25 protein-coding genes are annotated in these 18,473 nt (G+C 65.1%); 15 read left to right on the top strand and 10 right to left on the bottom strand.

Features of this window, described 5'->3' with window-relative positions:
* Positions 1-299, top strand: a 299-nt coding sequence (locus GFY24_RS41495) for a hypothetical protein (protein ID WP_194853220.1), incomplete at its 5' end; no start/stop codon positions are given.
* A gap of 16 nt (positions 300-315) precedes the next feature.
* Here GFY24_RS41495 and arsM read toward each other — a convergent pair.
* The gene (gene arsM / locus GFY24_RS40350) at positions 316-1,131 is read right to left on the bottom strand and encodes an arsenite methyltransferase (protein ID WP_153810387.1); all 816 of its coding nucleotides are present in this window, start codon (positions 1,129-1,131) and stop codon (positions 316-318) included.
* A gap of 117 nt (positions 1,132-1,248) precedes the next feature.
* On the opposite strand from arsM, the gene GFY24_RS40345 reads away from it, so the two are divergent.
* The 4 genes from GFY24_RS40345 to GFY24_RS40330 all read left to right on the top strand — a co-directional run bounded on the left by GFY24_RS40345 (position 1,249) and on the right by GFY24_RS40330 (position 3,313).
* Positions 1,249-1,617 carry a metalloregulator ArsR/SmtB family transcription factor gene (locus GFY24_RS40345; RefSeq protein WP_309231914.1) on the top strand — a complete coding sequence of 123 codons (369 nt, stop codon included), beginning with the start codon at positions 1,249-1,251 and terminating at the stop codon, positions 1,615-1,617.
* Complete coding sequence (locus GFY24_RS40340) at positions 1,614-2,354, top strand: MIP/aquaporin family protein (RefSeq protein ID WP_309231913.1); 741 nt, start codon at positions 1,614-1,616, stop codon at positions 2,352-2,354. The genes GFY24_RS40345 and GFY24_RS40340 overlap by 4 nt, the downstream gene beginning before the upstream one ends.
* Positions 2,355-2,370: 16 nt before the next feature.
* On the top strand, positions 2,371-2,778 hold the full coding sequence (locus tag GFY24_RS40335; RefSeq protein WP_153810384.1) for an arsenate reductase ArsC: 408 nt from the start codon (positions 2,371-2,373) through the stop codon (positions 2,776-2,778).
* A gap of 70 nt (positions 2,779-2,848) precedes the next feature.
* Positions 2,849-3,313, top strand: a complete 465-nt coding sequence (locus GFY24_RS40330; RefSeq protein ID WP_153810383.1) for a GyrI-like domain-containing protein — start codon at positions 2,849-2,851, stop codon at positions 3,311-3,313.
* Positions 3,314-3,428: 115 nt separating this feature from the next.
* Here the strand turns inward: GFY24_RS40330 and GFY24_RS40325 are convergent, their stop codons facing one another.
* The 5 genes from GFY24_RS40325 to GFY24_RS40305 form a co-directional block, all read right to left on the bottom strand.
* Positions 3,429-3,899: an NUDIX hydrolase gene (locus GFY24_RS40325; protein WP_194853219.1), complete on the bottom strand. Its 471-nt coding sequence runs from the start codon at positions 3,897-3,899 to the stop codon at positions 3,429-3,431.
* Between the two features lie 286 nt (positions 3,900-4,185).
* Positions 4,186-4,530 (bottom strand): nuclear transport factor 2 family protein, encoded by a 345-nt coding sequence (locus GFY24_RS40320; RefSeq protein WP_153810381.1) that lies wholly within the window; start codon positions 4,528-4,530, stop codon positions 4,186-4,188.
* 273 nt (positions 4,531-4,803) lie between these two features.
* Positions 4,804-6,363, bottom strand: coding sequence for an FAD-dependent monooxygenase (locus tag GFY24_RS40315; protein WP_309231912.1), 1,560 nt, complete (start codon positions 6,361-6,363; stop codon positions 4,804-4,806).
* Between the two features lie 166 nt (positions 6,364-6,529).
* A complete protein-coding gene (locus GFY24_RS40310; RefSeq protein WP_309231917.1) occupies positions 6,530-7,675 on the bottom strand; it encodes a DUF6596 domain-containing protein in 1,146 nt (381 codons plus the stop codon).
* A complete protein-coding gene (locus GFY24_RS40305; protein WP_153810379.1) occupies positions 7,672-8,091 on the bottom strand; it encodes a YciI family protein in 420 nt (139 codons plus the stop codon). The genes GFY24_RS40310 and GFY24_RS40305 overlap by 4 nt, the downstream gene beginning before the upstream one ends.
* 181 nt (positions 8,092-8,272) lie before the next feature.
* Between GFY24_RS40305 and GFY24_RS40300 the strand changes: the two genes are divergently transcribed.
* Positions 8,273-8,551 (top strand): hypothetical protein, encoded by a 279-nt coding sequence (locus GFY24_RS40300; RefSeq protein WP_153810378.1) that lies wholly within the window; start codon positions 8,273-8,275, stop codon positions 8,549-8,551.
* Between the two features lie 20 nt (positions 8,552-8,571).
* Here GFY24_RS40300 and GFY24_RS40295 read toward each other — a convergent pair whose 3' ends face one another.
* Positions 8,572-8,961, bottom strand: coding sequence for a VOC family protein (locus GFY24_RS40295; RefSeq protein ID WP_153810377.1), 390 nt, complete (start codon positions 8,959-8,961; stop codon positions 8,572-8,574).
* A gap of 16 nt (positions 8,962-8,977) precedes the next feature.
* Positions 8,978-9,481, bottom strand: coding sequence for an antibiotic biosynthesis monooxygenase (locus GFY24_RS40290; RefSeq protein WP_153810376.1), 504 nt, complete (start codon positions 9,479-9,481; stop codon positions 8,978-8,980).
* A gap of 467 nt (positions 9,482-9,948) precedes the next feature.
* Between GFY24_RS40290 and GFY24_RS40285 the strand changes: the two genes are divergently transcribed.
* From GFY24_RS40285 to GFY24_RS40250, 8 genes are all read left to right on the top strand, one after another.
* Entirely contained in the window at positions 9,949-11,154 is a 1,206-nt protein-coding gene (locus GFY24_RS40285) for an AAA family ATPase (protein WP_375336170.1), read from the top strand.
* A 26-nt stretch (positions 11,155-11,180) separates the two neighbouring features.
* Complete coding sequence (locus GFY24_RS40280) at positions 11,181-12,155, top strand: DUF58 domain-containing protein (protein WP_375336169.1); 975 nt, start codon at positions 11,181-11,183, stop codon at positions 12,153-12,155.
* Positions 12,152-13,156, top strand: coding sequence for a VWA domain-containing protein (locus GFY24_RS40275; RefSeq protein WP_309231911.1), 1,005 nt, complete (start codon positions 12,152-12,154; stop codon positions 13,154-13,156). The genes GFY24_RS40280 and GFY24_RS40275 overlap by 4 nt, the downstream gene beginning before the upstream one ends.
* Before the next feature lie 49 nt (positions 13,157-13,205).
* Positions 13,206-13,925 (top strand): 3-oxoacyl-ACP reductase FabG1, encoded by a 720-nt coding sequence (fabG1, locus tag GFY24_RS40270; RefSeq protein WP_153810373.1) that lies wholly within the window; start codon positions 13,206-13,208, stop codon positions 13,923-13,925.
* 80 nt (positions 13,926-14,005) lie between these two features.
* Positions 14,006-14,842 carry an NADH-dependent enoyl-ACP reductase InhA gene (inhA, locus tag GFY24_RS40265; RefSeq protein ID WP_067568701.1) on the top strand — a complete coding sequence of 279 codons (837 nt, stop codon included), beginning with the start codon at positions 14,006-14,008 and terminating at the stop codon, positions 14,840-14,842.
* 20 nt (positions 14,843-14,862) lie between these two features.
* Complete coding sequence (locus GFY24_RS40260) at positions 14,863-15,930, top strand: ferrochelatase (RefSeq protein ID WP_309231910.1); 1,068 nt, start codon at positions 14,863-14,865, stop codon at positions 15,928-15,930.
* 100 nt (positions 15,931-16,030) lie between these two features.
* The gene (locus GFY24_RS40255) at positions 16,031-16,543 is read left to right on the top strand and encodes a DUF664 domain-containing protein (protein WP_153810372.1); all 513 of its coding nucleotides are present in this window, start codon (positions 16,031-16,033) and stop codon (positions 16,541-16,543) included.
* Positions 16,544-16,589: 46 nt separating this feature from the next.
* Positions 16,590-16,832, top strand: coding sequence for a hypothetical protein (locus GFY24_RS40250; protein WP_153810371.1), 243 nt, complete (start codon positions 16,590-16,592; stop codon positions 16,830-16,832).
* Here GFY24_RS40250 and GFY24_RS40245 read toward each other — a convergent pair whose 3' ends face one another.
* Positions 16,833-17,525 (bottom strand): hypothetical protein, encoded by a 693-nt coding sequence (locus tag GFY24_RS40245; protein ID WP_194853217.1) that lies wholly within the window; start codon positions 17,523-17,525, stop codon positions 16,833-16,835.
* A 269-nt stretch (positions 17,526-17,794) separates the two neighbouring features.
* A complete protein-coding gene (locus GFY24_RS40240; protein WP_194853216.1) occupies positions 17,795-18,064 on the bottom strand; it encodes a DUF732 domain-containing protein in 270 nt (89 codons plus the stop codon).
* Between GFY24_RS40240 and GFY24_RS40235 the strand changes: the two genes are divergently transcribed.
* Complete coding sequence (locus tag GFY24_RS40235) at positions 18,063-18,350, top strand: putative quinol monooxygenase (RefSeq protein ID WP_153810369.1); 288 nt, start codon at positions 18,063-18,065, stop codon at positions 18,348-18,350. The genes GFY24_RS40240 and GFY24_RS40235 overlap by 2 nt on opposite strands.
* Positions 18,351-18,473: the final 123 nt, after the last annotated feature.

Below are 18,473 nucleotides of genomic sequence, written 5' to 3'. Positions count from 1 at the left end.
ATGGTGTGACCGCGCGTAAGGACGGTGGCGAGGTCGGCCAGGGTGTCGAGGTCGTCGATGTCGCACAGTTGATGTTGCAGTCGATTGCTCGTGTCGAGTCGAGTGTGCTGACCGAGAACCTGAAGGTTGTTCAGCAGCCGAAGGTCGAAGAGCCCGAACCGGTTTCGGAGCCCGAGCCTGCCGCGCACGCGTCCAACGGCTTCGCACCCGAAGGCAATGGCGCAGTGCTGCATTCGGATGTGAAGCCCGTCGGCCTCGGCTTCAAGTCCGGCATGAAGGCCCCGGGCAGGAAGAGCTAGCGCCGACTGCCTGAACCTACTGAGTTGAGCAGCAGTCGCCGGCGCAGCAGCTCGACTCGGTGGCGGGTTTGTGGGCCTTGATGATCGCCGAGTGCATTCCGTCCGCGACGGCATGCGTCGAGGTGATTTCGATATTGTCGAATCCGGCTGCTGCCAGCTGATTTCGGTACTCGGTGAAGGAGAGTGCGCCCGCTATGCAGCCGACGTAGTCGCCGCGTTCGGCGCGTTGGGCGGGGGTGAGTGCGTCATCGGAGACTACGTCGGTGATGCCGATTCGCCCGCCTGCCACGAGAACTCGTGCCATTTCGGTGAAGACCGCGGGCTTATCGGTGGACAGGTTGATCACGCAGTTGGAGATCACGACGTCGATGCTGCTGTCAGGCAAGGGGATTGCTTCGATTGTGCCCTTGAGGAATTCGACATTGGTGACGGCGGCCTTGGCGGCATTCGCGTTGGCCAGCTCGAGCATCTCATCGGTCATATCGACTCCGAACGCCTTGCCGGTCGGCCCTACGCGGTGCGCGGACAGGAGGACGTCGATGCCGCCGCCGGAGCCGAGGTCCAGGACACGTTCGCCTTCGCGCAGGTCCGCGACGGCGGTGGGGTTGCCGCAGCCGAGGGAAGCGGCGACGGCTTGGATCGGGAGTTGGTCGCGGTCGGCGGCGGCGTACAGGCTTGCGCCGAAGTTCTCGTCGAGGTCGATGGCGCCGGTGGCGCAGCAGTCGCTGCCGCCGCAGCAGTCTTCGGCGGTTCCGCCCGCGGCTACCGCCGTAGCGGCTGCCGCATAGCGTGAGCGCACGGTTTCGCGCAGTTCGTTGTTGAGCTCTGACATGGGGATCTCCCTTTCGACTCACCCGAAACCGGAGGACCTTACCTCGTTGAACGGGTTGTATTGACGACTATCGAATCAAGTTTGACGGGTTGGATCGACATCTGTCAATATAGAGAAGTGTCGAAACAGGAACTTCCGGTGATTGCCCTGGCGGATTGCTGCAGCATCACGCTGTCCACGCCTCTCGATGCCGAGACCGCTCTCACGCTGGCGGGTGCGTTCAAGGCGCTCGGTGATCCGGTTCGGTTGCGGCTGCTGTCGTTGATCGCCGCCGCGGGCGGGCAGGAGGTCTGCGTGTGTGAGCTGACTCCCGCGTTCGATCTGTCCCAGCCCACCATTTCGCATCATTTGAAGGTCTTGCGCGAGGCGGGTCTGCTGACCTCCGAGCGGCGCGGCACCTGGGTGTATTACCGGGTGATTCCCGCTGCGCTGCAACGACTCTCCGATGTGCTGGTGCCCACCGGCCTGACCGTGACGACCGCGTGAGCGCCACCGTCTCGCCGCCGCTGGTGCGTCGGCTTGCCGCCGAATACGTCGGAACTGCGGCGTTGGTTGCGGTGGTTGTCGGTTCCGGTATTGCCGCGCAACAGCTTTCGCCTGATGACGTCGGCCTGCAGCTGCTGGAGAGCTCCACGGCCACGGTCTTCGGTCTCGCGGTGCTGATCCTGGTCTTCGGACCGGTCTCGGGTGCGCACTTCAATCCAGCTGTGTCCCTGGCTGATTGGCTGGCAGGACGCCGTACCAGGACCGGGTTGAGCGGTAGTGAAGCCGCCGCCTATACGGCTGCCCAAACTGTCGGAGCGATCTCCGGAGCCGTCCTGGCCAACCTCATGTTCAACCAGGCCGCCGGACAGATATCGACCCATCACCGCGTTGACAGCGGGCATGTGATCGGCGAAATCGTCGCCACCGCAGGGCTTATCGCGCTCATCTTCGCGCTCGCTCGTACCGGCCGCAGCGCGCTCGCGCCGGTGGCGGTCGCGGCCTGGATCGGTGCTGCGTACTGGTTCACCAGCTCTACGTCCTTCGCGAATCCGGCGGTGACGATCGGCCGGATATTCACCGACACTTTCGCCGGCATCGCGCCCAGCTCCGCGCCGGGATTCATTGCCGCTCAGTTGATTGGCGCTCTGCTCGGCCTGGGTGCGATCGCTCTCTTCTATCCCGAGTTGCCCGCCGCTGCGGAGGACGTCATCGTTCCGCATCCGCGCGCGGCCTCCTGAAAGGCTCACCGCTGTAATGGCATCCGTTACCCCGAGTGTGTTGTTCGTCTGCGTCCACAATGCCGGACGCTCACAGATGGCCCAGGGCTTCCTGACTCGGCTCGCGGGCGATCGGGTCGAAGTCCGATCGGCTGGAACCGCGCCCGCGACGACCGTCAACCCCGTCGCCGTCGAGGCAATGCGTGAGGTCGGAATCGACATCACCGATCAGAGCCCGAAGATCCTCACACCCGATACCGTCGAGACCTCGACCATTGTGATCACCATGGGTTGTGGGGACGCCTGCCCGTTCTTCCCCGGCGTCTCCTATCGTGATTGGAAACTCGACGACCCCGCCGGTCAAGGCATCGCCGCAGTCAGACCCATCCGCGATCAGATCGAAGCCCACGTGCGCGAATTGCTCACCGAACTCGGGATCGGCTGACCACCGATGAGTTTCCCGCCGCCGGTCCGTCGAGAGTCGTAATCACACGATTCGACTCTGGAGGACATCGATGATCGCTGTACCCGAACTCGTCACCATCGATCCGGAAGTGACCGCCGCCGTCCACGCAGTCATCCCTCTGAGCGGTCTGCGTGACTTCTTCGACGCCTCTTTCGGCGCGCTGGCGGGTGCCATCGCCGCCCAGCAACTCGATATCAAGAGTCCGGCGTTCGGTCTCTACCGCGGTGCGAGCGGCGACCCCCTCGATGTGGAAGTCGGTTTCGCCACCGGCCGGCCCGTCGATCCGACCGGTGCGGTATTCGCCGGCTCGCTGCCCGGCGGCCGGGTGGCCCGACTCACGCACGTGGGCGGTTTCGACGGTCTCGGTTCCTCCTGGAACGATCTGCACGCTTGGATCGAAAGCCAGGGTCTCACCCCGGCCGACCACCGCTGGGAGGTCTACATCACCCAGCCGTCCCCGGATATGGACCCCAATGACCTTCGCACCGAACTCAACTGGCCGGTAGCCGACTGATCTCGTCGGCTCTGCCGAAACAGCCCGCGACCTTGCCGGCCGGCACCGAGCGGCGGCCCGGGGGAGCCGCCGTAAGGTGCGCGCACCACTCACCGATACCGGTAGCGGACCGCGATCAGCGCATTTCCCGATATGTGGTCAGGATTTGCCGGATCGAGGGCGTCACCGGCAGTTCGCCGTCGAGCGGGATCCACTGGTAGCCGCCGTAATTGGTCAGGCGGATCGGTCCGACACCGGCCACTTCGACCGCGAAATGTTCACGCCGGACCGGTTTTCCGGCATTCGACAGGTAGTCGAAGCTGCCCAGATGGGCGCGAATGTCGACCACCGTCAGCCCGGTTTCCTCCAGCACCGCCCGGGCCACCGCGGCGGCGAGTGCCTCGCCGGGGCGCACCGTGGTGCCGGGTAGGTTGAACGGCCGGCGACCGGCCACGTATTCGACACGTTCGAGCAGCAGCACCGCGCCGTTGTTCTCCAGTACGACGCCGATCCGCAATGCCACCGCATCGGCATCGGCTTTCGCCTGTAGTTCGGCCAGCACCGATCCGCCGATCGACTGCCGGGGAGAAACCTCGAAATCCCACACTTCGCACCCACATCCCGTACCGCCGGACTCCGTCGACCGGCACAGTTTCTACGCTACCGCTGGAAAACCACTGGAGTGCAAGGTGATCGGCAAGTTTCGACGCACTTCCGTGGGACAGTCGCGCGGGCCGGAAAGTTTCGTGCATCCGGTACCGGCTGTCACAGTGTCCACGAGGGCGAATCACCGCGCCAGTCAGGGGCGAATATGCCCGAATTCAGGTGAGCGCTTCGGCGAGTCGCTCGGTCGTGGCGACGAGCCCCTCCGGAATCTCGATCATGATTCGACTCTAGGTGTCCGCCGAACCCGTCTGCGCGCCCCAGATTTCCGCGATCCGCCCATCGGCCACCCGGAACATTTCGAGGAGAGTTGACGGCTGACCGGGCGCGAGTCCGTGCACGGTCGCACGCAGGGCGACCGTGTCACCGTTGGCGAACACGTGATCGACCACAGTCCGAGCTTCGGGATACATGTTGCCGATGGCCTTCCACGCGGCCTTCAGAGCATCTCGCCCAGCGTCGAGCGGATGGCTGTAGAAGTCGGGCGCGAAGATCGTGTCGATAGCATCGATGTCCCGCTCGTTGAATGCCTGATGCATCCGGTGGCCCAGGTCGGTGGCGCTGATGGCAGACATGGCGACTTCCTTCTATCGGCGGAAAATCCCTTGGGACCGAACGAAAACCGCCTGCCCCACCAAAATCTTTACCGGAACGATCGACCTTTGTCTTCTGCTGGTGGCGCGCCGGCCGCGGCTGTTGGCCTCCGGATCATGAAGCGGCGGGGAAGAATCGCAAGGGGCGGGCCACGATGAGCCTCGAGTACGGCCGCACCGGGTTTCACCGATTCGGTGGATCGGATTCTCCCCGACTGCGACCGCTGAACACATCGGTAGCGCAGTGCGGGCCGATCACATGATTGGATCTGTGACCGGTGCAGTCGATTCCAGTGGTGCGCCGAACCAAGTGGTGAGTGCTTCACGCAGCGTGCTCACGGCTGTGGCGGTGGGTTCGTCGATACCAGCGGCCCATGCTATGCGGGCGTCCGGGCGGATGAGGATGGTGTCGGCCGGGCGGTTATCGGTTTTGCCGGTGTGGATTTCGATGCGGTGCGCCCATTCTCGGGCTACTTCGCGCAGCTCCGGTCGATCGGCGAGGTCGAGCAGGAGGGGCCGGGCGGTGTGCATGAGGGCGGCGACGCTGGTGATGCCCTGGTCGGTGTGCAGGGTGAGATCGGGTGTGAAGGTGCCGTTGAGGGCGTGTTCGCCGGTCATCGGGTAGCGGATATCGCTGCCGGAGATGAAGGCTGCCATGCGGTTCAGTGGCTGTTCGTCGGTGAGCAGTTCCTGGAAGACCGTGCGTAGGGCGTCGGCGGCCGCGTCCTGGCCGCGGCGGATGGCCACCTGGGCTTGGGTGTGTAGAAGAGTGCGTTCGCCGGCGAGGCGGCGTTCGGTGTGATAGCTCTCCACCAGCCCGTCCGGTGCCCAGCCTTTGATGTCGGCGGCGAGTTTCCAGGCGAGGTTGACGGTGTCGAGCATGCCCGCGTTGAGTGCGACGCCGGTCGCGGGGAACTGGTGGGCCGCGTCGCCCGCCAGCAGGATCCGCCCGTCGCGATAGCGGTCGGCCAGTCGCGCCTGAAAAGTGAAGCGGGACAAGCGGGTCGGCGATCCGATCGGCAGGTCCACGCCGAGTACGCGGTTGATGCTGGCCCGCGCCTCGTCCAGGGTCATCGGCTCGTCATTGTCGTATTCGGTGAGCTCGTCCTCGGTGGTGAAGAGGCTGATCGGCTCGCCGGGGGAGGCCGGTCCGAAGGCGAAGAGGCCGCGCTCGTTGCGGGTGAATCCCCAAGCGGTGCGGCCGATTCCGGGGATGTCGATATCGCCGTTGTCGAAGATCCGCACGGATTCGTCGAGCAGGACCGTGGCGAATCGGTTGACCTCCGGATAACTGGTGCCGGGGAACGCGATTGCGGCCATATCGCGAACCGGACTGCGGCTGCCGTCGCAGCCGACCAGGTATCGGGCGGTGACCTGGTACCTCCCCTCGGGTCCATGGACCTCGGCGGTGACGGTGTCCGCGTCCTGGCGCAGGGCGATCACCTTGTGCCCGCGGCGGATCTGCGCACCGAGTTCGACGGCGCGCTCCTCGAGGAGATCCTCGACGGTCGCCTGCGGAATGGGCAGGGCGTGCATCGGCGACTCCGCCAGCAGGGTGAAGTCCAAATGCACACCGCCCCAAGGCAGTCTGGGTGGCACATCGGGGTCGCTGCTGGCGTCCCGGAATCGATCCAGCATGCCGCGGTAGCGCAGCATGTCCAGTATTTGCCCGCCCAGGCCGCTGGCCTTGGGGGTTTCCCGGCGCTGTGAATACCGCTCCAGGACCAGGGGGCGCACTCCGGCCAGGCGCAGTTCAGCGGCCAGCATCAGACCGGTCGGTCCGGCACCCACGATGATCACGTCGGTTTCAGTCACGCGTAACTCTCATTTCTGCGGCTTCGGGTGTAGGCCAGCGATTCTGCAGCATCAACGGGGTCTTGCCGCAACCCCCGGCATGCGCTATATGTTGAGAGGGGAAAGAGATTGGCAGCTGATCGCTCGTAAGAGCCGCTGCCCCAAGAGGATCGACGCACTCAATGCGTCAGGGCTGCACGCGGCTGTTGAGCCGGGCCGCCTGACGCGTCAAATGATCGCGTTCCGCGAGGTTGTGTGCTTGCCCGGCGGCCTCGACGTAGAGGCGCGCGGCCGTGGCCAGATCACCATCGCGCTCATGCAGGTATGCCGCCACAGCGGTGTAGCGGGGGAGCGAATCCTCCAGTGTCGCAAGCGCATTCAGTCCGGCACGCGGTCCATCGGCCTCGCCGACCGCCACCGCCCGATTGAGCCGCACAATCGGGTTGTCGGTCAGTCGGACCAGCTCGTCGTACCACTCGACGATCTGCACCCAATCCGTCTCCGTGGCAGTGCGTGCGTCTGCGTGCAGCGCGGCGATGGCGGCCTGCGCCTGGAATTCGCCCAGGCGGTCGCGGGCAAGCGCGTTCTGCAGGATCGCGACCCCCTCGGCGATCATCGTCGTATCCCACAGTTCGCGATCCTGTTCGGCGAGCGGCACCAGACTCCCATCGGATGCGGTGCGAGCGGCCCGCCGGGCATGGTGCAGCAGCATGAGCGCGAGCAGTCCCGCGACTTCGGGATGGTCGATCGCGGCCGCGAGCTGCCGGGTGAGCCGGATGGCTTCGGCCGCCAGGTCGACATCGCCCGAGTAGCCCTCGTTGAACACCAGATAGAGCACGCGCAGGACAGTGGCCACATCGCCGGGCTGGTCGAACCGAACTCCGGAGACGGTGCGTTTGGCCCGGCTGATGCGCTGCGCCATGGTCGCCTCGGGCACCAGATACGCCTGGGCGATCTGGCGGGTGGTCAGCCCGCCGACCGCGCGCAGCGTGAGCGCGACCGCCGAGGAGGGCGTCAACGACGGGTGCGCGCAGAGTAGATACAGGTGCAGCGTGTCGTCCACGCCGGTGGTGGGTCCGGGCTCGGGTTCCTCGTCGAGGAGATCCTCACGCCGTCGGCGCGCATCCTCCGCGCGGGTCGCGTCCAGGAACTTGCGCCAGGCCACGGTGACCAGCCAGCCTTTCGGATCCCGCGGTGCATCCTGCGGCCAGATGCGCACCGCCTCGACCAGCGCCTCCTGCAATGCGTCCTCGGCCGCCGCGAAATCGGCTCCGCGGCGGACGAGAATCCCGAGCACGCTCGGTGTAAGGCTGCGAAGCAGAACCTCATTCACTGCTGATGGCACTCGGCAATAGTGGGTGACGGGGTCAGGAACGGCCGCAACTCGAGCCATTCGTGAATCGGCTCCCCGTTCGCCCCGGGCGCGGCGGACAATTCCCCGGCGAGCTCGAGGGCGCGCTCATAGCTGTCGACATCGATCACCATCCATCCGGCAATGAGGTCCTTGGTCTCGGCGAACGGACCGTCGGTCACGGGCGGTCGCCCCTCGCCGTCGTATCGGACGAATATCCCCTCGGGCGCGAGCGCCTGACCGTCGACGAACTCTCCGGTCTCCACGAGCCGATCCGCGAAATCACGCATGTACTGCACATGCGCGGAAATCTCCGCCGGCGTCCACTTGTCCATCGGCACGTCATTGACCGCGGTCGGAGCGCCGCGATAGTGCTTGAGCAGCAGGTACTTCGCCATCGTTTTCTCCTCGGTGCTGTGCGACCCATTCTGGCCGCTTCCGATACGGGGACGGAGCCGGTCACCGGTTCTCGACATCACCGTAGAAGTTTTTCGCAGCCGATGGCGGAGCCGGTCCGGGCGGCATTTCGGCAACATCGGGGTATCGGCGGCAAGGGCGGGGGCATGATGTGATGACCTCGTGCGATCGGCCACCGGAGGTGGAACCGCCGGTGTCGATGTCGCGGATGGCTCGCTGGAGCAGATGTTCTCCGGCGGTATCGGCGGTCCGATCACCATCAAACTCGATGGCCGGGTCCTGGTCGGCTGCGACGGGATGTCGCACACCTGGTCCGGAAACCTCATCGCACCCGGGCGCGCGCTGCCGAGCAACTCCGGTGGCATGGTCACCGTCAATCTCTCGCAGGGCACGACGGTGATTGCCAGCACGGGTTCGCAGGCGATCCATATCGTGAGTTGATCGGCCGCGAACCCGCGATCTCAACTTCCGAGATCACCCTTGAGCTGAAGCAGTCCGAGGGAGTTCTTGCCCGGGTCCTCGAACCAGGCGGCGAGGGCGAAGCCGACATCGGCAATGCCCTCGACCGTATTCAGGTCGGGGAATTCCAGGATTTCGACACCGCGCGCCCGCAGTTCGGCGACTTCGGCGGCGATATCGTCGACGCGCCAGCTCACCTGTGTCGCTTCATCTTTGGTGCCGGTACTGCTCTTGGTGACCACGATCCTGGTGTCACCGCCGCAGCCGAAGGTGATGAACTGTTCACCATCCTCGAACAGGACTTCCAGACCGAGTTTGCCGCTGTAGAACTCCCTGGCGACCTCGAGATCGGTGACCAGCAGCAGCGGATCGACGGGTTGTGTGCTCAACATGGAAAGACTCCGTTGATCATCGGCGCAGCCAGGGACCGAGCCGAGTGGTGAGCGCGGGCATGAGTACCCACGTCATGAAGGGGATGGTCAACCCCATGGTCAGCAGCATGCCGAGCGGCAGCGGCCAGCCGTGTGTGAGTGGTTTCAACGCCATTCCGAGGCCCAGAACCACCGGATAGAGCACGGTGAGGGTGAGCGCGGCCATCTTCCATCGCTTGGGTGGAACGGGCGGCGCATAACCGGGATTGACGAACCAGCCCTCCCAGCCGTTCACCGCCCGCACGGTCTCCGGATGCTCGGCGCCGAGCAATTCGTCGATCCGGGAGACCAGCCGCTTGCGCTCATCCGAGGCCATCCACATCTGATGCTCGGCCGCGCCGCGATAGCGGAAGATAATCCGATAAACCCCGCCCGCCTCGGGCCGCAATACATCGACTCCGAGATGTCCGTCGAACCCCCGTGCGGCAGTGATGATTTCGTGGAGCAGCCCCTCGAACGCGGCTACCTTGGGTGTGGGCACCTCTCGGCTGACCTGAGTGCTGACAGGCTCTGATTGATCCGCCACCGAACTCGATTCACTTGAACTTCCCTCGGAAATCCTGAGGTATTACATGATTACACCGCAATGTTCTTGCGCACCATCGGTTTCCGCTCCCGGTGAAACCGGGCACTCATCGAGGCGAACCGTGCCGGGCATTGATGGGTGCCCGGATCCTGTCGAGCGCACCAAGCCGGTGCTCAGCTATCTCGGCGAGTCGTGCGCGAGGATTCGGCCCGACACGCAATGCCGGCCATTCGAACCGCGCGTTCGGATTGTCCGATGTAGTCGAGAACTCGCAGGTCGTCCGGCTGAATGGCCCGGGATCGAGCGAAAACCTCTATCCGTCCACGGCCCGACATCGGTGTTTGACCCAACCGGGTGCGGCGAACGCGCCGGATACCTGGAATAGTTGGGGCGGAACGCACAGGACCAATGCGAAAGCGGGGATTTTGGTGACTTCGACTGATGGTGTGAGCGGAGTGAGTACGGTGAAGGACGCGCCGCCGCCGAACACCCTCGAGCGCGATGTCCAGACCCTGGAAAAGGCGATCTACGAAGTCAAACGGGTGATCGTCGGGCAGGATCGGCTGGTCGAACGGCTGCTGGTAGGAGTGCTCGCGCGCGGCCATGTGCTGCTCGAAGGCGTTCCCGGTATTGCCAAGACCCTGGCCGTGGAGACCTTCGCAAAGGTGGTGGGCGGCAGCTTCTCCCGCGTGCAGTTCACCCCCGACCTGGTGCCCACCGACCTCGTCGGTACCCGCATCTACCGCCAGGGCCGTGAGGAGTTCGATACCGAACTCGGCCCCGTGGTGGCGAACTTCGTACTCGCGGACGAGATCAACCGCGCGCCCGCCAAGGTGCAGTCGGCACTGCTCGAAGTGATGGCCGAGCGGCACGTCTCCATCGGTGGCAAGACCTATCCGATGCCGAATCCGTTCCTGGTCATGGCGACTCAGAACCCCATCGAGAGCGAAGGCGTGTACCCGCTGCCCGAGGCGCAGCGTGACCGGTTCCTCTTCAAGGTGGTCGTGGATTACCCCTCCGTCGAGGAGGAGCGCGAGATCATCTACCGGATGGGTGTCACCCCGCCGGAGGCCAAGGCCGTGCTGGATCCGGACGAGCTGGTGCGCCTGCAGAAGGTCGCCGCCAATACCTTCGTCCATCACGCGCTGGTGGATTACGTGGTGCGGGTTATCGCCGCCACCCGTAAGCCCGCCGATTTCGGTATGCACGATGTCGCCGGGTGGATCTCCTACGGTGCTTCGCCGCGCGCCAGCCTCGGCATCATCGCCGCCGCGCGTGCGGTGGCGCTGATCCGCGGCCGCGATTACGTGGTGCCGCAGGATGTCGTCGAGGTGATCCCGGATGTGCTGCGCCACCGCCTGGTGCTGTCGTATGACGCACTCGCCGATGAGGTTTCGCCCGATGACGTGATCAAGCGCGTACTGCAGACCGTCGGCCTGCCGCAGGTCGCCCCGCAGGCCGTCGCCCCGGGTGGCGCACCCGCGCCGATGCCCGCAGCGCCGCCGGTCATGGGTCCGCACGGCACGCCGCAGCCGGTTCCCGGTATCCCGCAGCAGGGTATTCCGCAGCCGCCGCAGGCCTCCAACGGTCAGGTGCAAGGGGTTCCCGGCCAGCCCCAGCCCAAGTGAGGTCGGCCTCGGATCCGGTTGCGCCCGTGACGATATCGACTCCCAGCGGCTCCTCACACGCCCCGCCCTCCTTCCGGCAGGGCGAGCTGACTGACCCCCGTCTGGCAGCGGCGTTGAAGACTCTCGAACTCACCGTGCGCCGACGCCTCGACGGCGTCCTGCACGGTGATCACCTCGGCCTGATCCCGGGCCCGGGCTCCGATGCCGGTGACGCCCGCATGTATCAGCCGGGCGATGATGTGCGCCAAATGGATTGGTCGGTCACCGCCCGCACCACGCACGCGCATGTCCGCCAGACCATCGCCGACCGTGAGCTGGAGACCTGGCTGGTGGTGGACCTGTCCGCCAGCCTCGATTTCGGTACCGCGCTGTGCGAGAAGCGCGATCTGGCGGTGGCGGCCGCGGCCGCGGTCACCCATCTGACCAGTGGCGGCGGCAATCGGATCGGCGCGGTCATCGCCAATGGTGAACAGCTGATTCGTATTCCGGCCCGCAGCGGCCGGGTGCACGCGCAGACCATGCTGCGCAAGATCGCCACCACCCCGCACGCCCGTGAAGGGGTGCGCGGGGATCTGCAGGGCGCGATCGAGGCGCTGCGCCGGCCACAGCGCAAACGTGGTCTGGCCGTGGTGATCTCCGATTTCCTCGGCGATATCGACTGGCAGCGTTCGCTGCGCGCCATCTCCGGCCGGCATGATCTGCTGGCGGTCGAGGTACTCGATCCGCGCGATCTGGAGCTGCCCGATCTCGGCGATGTCGTCCTGCACGATCCGGAAACCGGGCGGACCCGCGAATTCAGCGTGACCCCGGCACTGCGCGCCGATTTCGCGAAAGCGGCGCGGCGGCATCATGAGCAGGTGGAGTTGGCGATGCGTAGTTGCGGAGCACCGGTGATGGAGCTGCGTACCGATCGGGATTGGATCACCGATGTGGTCCGATTCGTGTCCACTCGGCGTCATACCTTCGGCGCCTCGAATGTCGGGCGGGTGCCGCGACAGTGAGCATTTCGAATTTCACCCATCAGTGGTGGCTGGGTTTCCTGGCCGTGGTGGCGATTATCGCGCTGTTCTATGTGCTGGTGCAGCGGCGTCGGCGCAGGCATATTCTGCGCTTCTCCAATATGGAGATGCTGGAGACGGTCGCGCCGAGTCAGCCGGGGTGGTTCCGGCACGCGCCGGTGGCGCTCATGCTGGTCGGGCTGATTCTGCTCACCGTCGCCGCGGCCGGTCCGACCGCCGCGAAGAAGGTGGCGCGTAATCGCGCGACTGTCATTCTGGTGATCGACGTTTCGCTCTCCATGGAGGCGACCGATGTGCCGCCGAGTCGAATTCAGGTGGCCAAGAAGGCCGCCAAGGAATTCGCGGACGGGCTGACCCCGGGTATCAATCTGGGTCTGGTCACCTTCGCCGGTACCGCGTCGGTGCAGATGTCGCCGACCACGAATCGGCAGGCGGTGAAGGCGGCCATCGACAACATGAAGCTGGCCGAGCGCACCGCCACCGGTGAAGGCATCTTGACCGCCTTGCAGTCGATCGACACCTTGGCGTCGGTGCTCGGTGGTGCCGAAACACCGCCGCCCGCACGGATTGTGCTCATGTCCGACGGTAAGCAGACCGTGCCGGACGACAAGGATGTCGACAATCCTCGCCACGGCTTCACCGCCGCGCGTCTGGCGAAGGAGAAAGGCGTTCCGGTATCGACGATCTCGTTCGGCACCACCTGGGGCACCGTCGAGATTCCGGATCAGGACGGGAAAGGCTCACAGCGCGTACGGGTTCCGGTCGATGACGATTCCCTGCGCGAGATCGCGAAGCTGTCCGGCGGCGACTTCTACACCGCCTCCAGCCTCGAAGAGCTGACCCGGGTATACGACACACTCGAACAGCAAATCGGGTACGAGATGACGATGGGCGATGCGAGTCGGCCGTGGCTGCTGTTCGGTCTGCTGGTGACCGCCGCAGGTGTGGTGACCGCGCTGCTCTATCGTCAGCGTCTGCCGTAAATCGGTACCGCGCGCCGAGTCCCGAACACGAACAGATAGGTTTCCTTCTATGTCGAACATCACATCCCGGTCGGTACTGGTGACCGGCGGCAACCGCGGCATCGGTCTCGCGGTCGCGCAGCGTCTGCTCGCCGACGGACACAAGGTGGCTGTCACCCATCGCGGTTCGGGTGTGCCCGAAGGTCTCTTCGGCGTGAAATGCGATGTGACCGATGCGGAGTCGGTCGATCGGGCGTTCACCGAGGTCGAGGCGCATCAGGGTCCGGTCGAGGTCATCGTGGCCAATGCCGGCATTGTGGACAACACGCTGTTCATGCGCATGACCGAGGAATCGTTCACCAAGATCATCGACGCGAACCTCACCGGTGCGTGGCGAGTTGCCCAGCGCGCCAACCGCAATATGCTCAAGGGCCGTTGGGGCCGCGTCATCTTCCTGGGCTCGGTCGTCGGCCAGGTCGGCGCGCCCGGCCAGGTCAATTACGCCGCCGCCAAGTCCGGTCTGGTCGGCATGGCGCGGGCCATCACCCGCGAGGTCGGCAAGCGCAATATCACCGCGAACGTGGTCGCCCCCGGCCTGATCGACACCGATATGACCCGCGATGAGATGACCCCCGAGATGCGCAAGTCCGCCCTCGAATTCATCCCCGCCGGCCGCATCGGCCAGGCCGAGGATGTCGCCGCGGCGATCAGCTTCCTCGCCTCCGACGACGCCTCCTACATCTCCGGCGCGATCATCCCCGTCGACGGCGGAATGGGCATGGGCCACTGAGCTTGTCACTGTAAAGACACAGTGCTCAGATCCACGCGTTCCGAACCCAAGAACTTTCAACGAGGAGAACCGAACAACCCATGAGTGGATTGCTTGCTGGCAAGACCGTACTCATCACCGGCATCATCACCGATTCGTCGATCGCGTTCCACGCGGCCGCGGTCGCGCAGGAGCAGGGCGCGAAGGTGATCATCACCGGTATTCCGGAGCGGCTGCGGCTGATCGACCGGATCGCCAAGCGGCTGCCGCAGGAGGTTCCCCCGGCCATCGGCCTCGATGTCACCAATGAGGAGAACCTGGGCGAGCTGGCCGATAAGGTCCGCGAGCTGGCTCCCGAGGGCATCGACGGTGTGCTGCACTCGATCGCGTTCGCGCCGCGCACCCTGATGGGTCCCGAGGCCATGCCGTTCCTGGACGGCCCGGGTCCGGATGCCGCCAAGGCGTTCGAGATCTCCGCGTGGTCGTACGCCTCGCTGGCGCGCGCCGTGCTCCCGGTCATGAACGAGGGCGGCTCCATCGTGGGCATGGACTTCGATCCGCGCACCGCGATGCCGTACTACAACTGGATGGGTGTGGCCAAGGCCGCGCTGGAGTCCGTGAACCGGTATGTGGCGCGAGAGGTGGGCGAGGCCAAGCGCATTCGCTCCAACCTGATCGCCGCGGGTCCGATCAAGACCCTGGCCGCCAAGGCCATCGCGGGCACCGCCACCGATGACGCCAAGCAGCTGAACATGCTGAACACCTACTGGGACGGCGCTTCCCCGATCGGCTGGGATGTCGACGACCCGACGGTGGTGGCCAAGTCCGTGGTGACCATGCTGTCCGACTGGCTGCCGGGCACCACCGGTTCGATCATCTACGTCGATGGCGGCGCCAGCCACAACACCTGGTTCCCCGCAGACGGTTTCAACAACTGAGCTGAACTGAAGGAGTAGTCGTGGCCGCGGATGCCGCTGCTGAACAAGTGGATGCGCTGCTACTGCTGTCCTTCGGCGGCCCCGAGCGCCCCGAAGACGTTATGCCGTTCCTGGAGAACGTCACTCGGGGCCGGGGCGTGCCGCCCGAGCGTCTCGCCGAAGTCGCGGAACACTATCTGCACTTCGGCGGGGTATCGCCGATCAATGCTCTGAACCTCGACATCATCAAGGCCGTCGAGGCCGAATTCGCCACGCGCGGAATCGATTTGCCGGTGTACTTCGGCAATCGCAATTGGCATCCGATGGTGGAGGACACCGTCGAGGGCATGCGGGTGGACGGAATCCGTTCCGCCCTGGTGTTTCCCACCTCCGCGTGGGGTGGATACTCCGGATGCCTGCAGTATCACGAGGACATCGCCCGGGCGCGCGCCGAAGTGGCGAACGCGCCCGAATTGGTGAAGCTGCGACAGTATTTCGATCATCCGTTGCTGATCGAGTCGGTGGCCGACGGTATTCGCGCGGCCGTGGCCTCGCTGCCCGCCGATCGCCGGTCCAGTGCTCGGCTGGTCTTCACCGCGCATTCGATCCCTGTCTCGGCGGACATTGCCTCCGGCCCGCCGGGGGAGCGGGCGCTGTACAGCCGTCAGGTCGCCGAGGCGGCCCGATTGGCCGCCGCCGCAACCGGTTTCGACGAGTACGACGTGGTGTGGCAGTCCCGTTCCGGCCCGCCGCAGGTGCCGTGGCTGGAGCCCGACATCGTCGATCACCTGGATTCGCTTGCCGCGCAAGGTATCAACTCGGTCGTGGTCTGCCCGGTCGGCTTCGTCTCCGACCACCTCGAGGTGATCTGGGACCTCGACAATGAGGCGAAACAGCGCGCCGCCGAGCTCGGCATGGCCTTCGCTCGCGCCGCGACCGCCGGCGGCGACTCCCGCTTCGCCCGCATGGTCGTCGATCTCGTGGAAGAACGGCTTACCGGTGCCGGGCCAGCCAAATTGAGCGATATGCCCAGTCTCGGTTGCACCCGCAACGGCGTGCCATGCGTCCCCGGATGCTGCGAACTGCCCCCGCGGCCCACCCAGCGCTGAGCCCGTAGCACCCGTCATCCCGGCATGCTTTTGGCCGGGATCCACACGGAGCCTGGCGAGCCGGGGAATATGCCCGTCCACTCCATGCTTGGATTCGACCATGACAAGTGCTGATTTGCTGGTCGATGCCTTCGGCCGGGTCAAGGAGAATGTGCACGGCGCGGTCGCGGGTTTGACCACCGAGGAGCTGTCCGCGCGATTGGCGCCGGGCGCGAATTCGATCGCCTGGCTGATCTGGCATCTGACCCGCGTCCAGGACGACCATATCGCCGATGTCGCGGGCCTGGCGCAGGTCTGGACCGCCCAGGGCTGGGCCAAACGCTTCGACCTCGTCTTCGATGACGCCGCAACGGGTTACGGCCATGACGCCGCCGATGTAGCTCAACTGACCGGTATCCGAGCGGATCTGCTGCTCGGCTACTACGACGCCGTGCACGAGCAGACCATCGACTACGTTTCCGGGCTCGTCGACGCCGATCTCCCGCGCATTGTCGACACCCGCTGGGATCCGCCGGTCACCCTCGGCGTTCGCCTGATCAGCGTCGTAGACGACGATATCCAGCATTCCGGCCAAGCCGCTTTCATCCGCGGCGTCCTGTTGCGCGGCCGCTGACCCCCTCACCGCCCGCGAACGCCCGGCGAAATGTATTGTGTCGCAGGTGGACAGGGCTAATGGTGGTCGCGCACAGCGTGACCGAGGTGTCGGTGCCGGTAACTCTCGCGGAACGGCCGTCAAGAAGCGAGCCCTGGGCGCACCCGACTACTTCGTCTGGGCACCCGTCCTGAGCCTGTTCCTGGCCGCCGGAATCTGCATGACCATCGGCCAATCCATGTTCCTCGCGGTAATCCTCATCGTGATCGCGGTGGTCATGGTCGTCGTGGATATGTGGTTCAACCGCTAGTCATTTGAGAACGTTGACCGCGCGGGCGATAACCAGGCTGACCGTGATCAACGAGATCCCGGACTGCATCATCATGGTGATTTTCGCCCAGCGGGACATCGGCATCACATCGGTTGGGCTGAATGCCGTTGCGTTGGTGAACGACAGATACAAATAGTCCAGGAACTGCGGCTCCCATTCGGGAGCCGCCAAATCCGGATTCTGCATCTGCACGAACAGGAAATCCGGATACGGCTTGCGCGCGTGCGCCCGTGCCGCGGGCCCACCCCGATCGAACTCCCAATACCAGAGCGCGAATACCAGAAAATTCGACATCCACACTCCCGCCCCCGAACCGAGTAGCCCGCCGGCATTATTGCTGACCGTCCCGTCGATCAGCCCGTTCACCAGATGCCAGACCGCCCAGGTCATGGCGAACCCGAGCAGCCCCATCAAACACATGGCCAACCGCCGAAACAGTATCTCCTCGCGGTCGAGCCGATACGGACTGGCGATCACCAGCACCAGCAGCAACGCAACCCCCAGCGCGGGCACCACCCACCGCGGCCCCGGCGTCAGCCAATCCGGCAGAAAGTACTGCAACCCGAGCAGTCCCACCATCGCCGCCGTAGCCCACCACCGCGATTCCCCCGCGGTCCGCCGCGCCCAAGCCGGCACCTGATCATCACCCGTCTGATTCTCCGACCCGCTCACAGCAGCAGTATCACCCGCCCCACCCCTCTCGGCCGGGAACGTCGCCGTGATCGCGACTTCCGCGGCGTCACCGATGCGGCAGCCGAGGCATGCGTGCACGCCGCGGGACCAGATGACATGAGCTCACCGGAAGATACCCACGGTCGCATCCATTGGGAATTGGCCTGGGGCGTAGTCCATCTCGTCACGGTCCGTATCGGCGGCATCGGTACTCTCGAGCACCCCGGCACGAGCTCAGGCTGAACGCTCGGGTCGCCATGCTCAGTTGATCAGGGGCAGAGGTGGTTTTTGGCAGCCGATACGTACTGCTGAGCCTGCTCCGGAGTGATATAGACGGCTCCCTTGGTATCTCGGGAGATATTGCGCTGGAAGGCGTTGGTTACCTCTTCCATGCTGATGCCGTGGCCGAGCGCGGCGCACACCTTGTACCCGTCTTGCAGTACGGGGTCCGGATTGCTGCGAACCGTATCGGCGAACGCACGCCGATGTAGCGGTGATCTCCGCGGCGGGTACCGTCGCACGGAAAAGGAGAGAACCATGATCGCAGTCATTGCCGAGGTGACCGTCAAGACCGGTGCCGGTGCGGAGTTCGAAGCCGTCGTTGCCGATCTCGTCGAACAGATCAAGGCTCATGAGCCAGGAAATCTGACCTACCAGCTGGTGCGCTCGCGAACCGATGCCGATCACTACCGGTTCTTCGAACTGTATTCCGATGACGCCGCTGTCGAAGCCCACGGCAAGTCGGAGCATTTCCGCGCGGCGGGCAAGCTGATGGCTCCGCTGCTGGCGGCTCCGCCGAAGATCGAGTACTTCGACGCGGTCTGAGACCGCGTCTGAGAACTCGGTTATCGGCGTGCGAGGCGGCGTGACATAACGGCGATCATGGCGATGTGGATCATCGTTTCGTGGTGGTCGGGTCTGGTCTCGTAGTCGCGCACGCAGCGGCGG

The organism is Nocardia sp. SYP-A9097, from assembly GCF_009649815.1.
Classification (GTDB): domain Bacteria; phylum Actinomycetota; class Actinomycetes; order Mycobacteriales; family Mycobacteriaceae; genus Nocardia.
The sequence above is the reverse complement of the archived record's forward strand: the minus strand, read 5'-3'. Positions and strand labels throughout refer to the sequence as shown.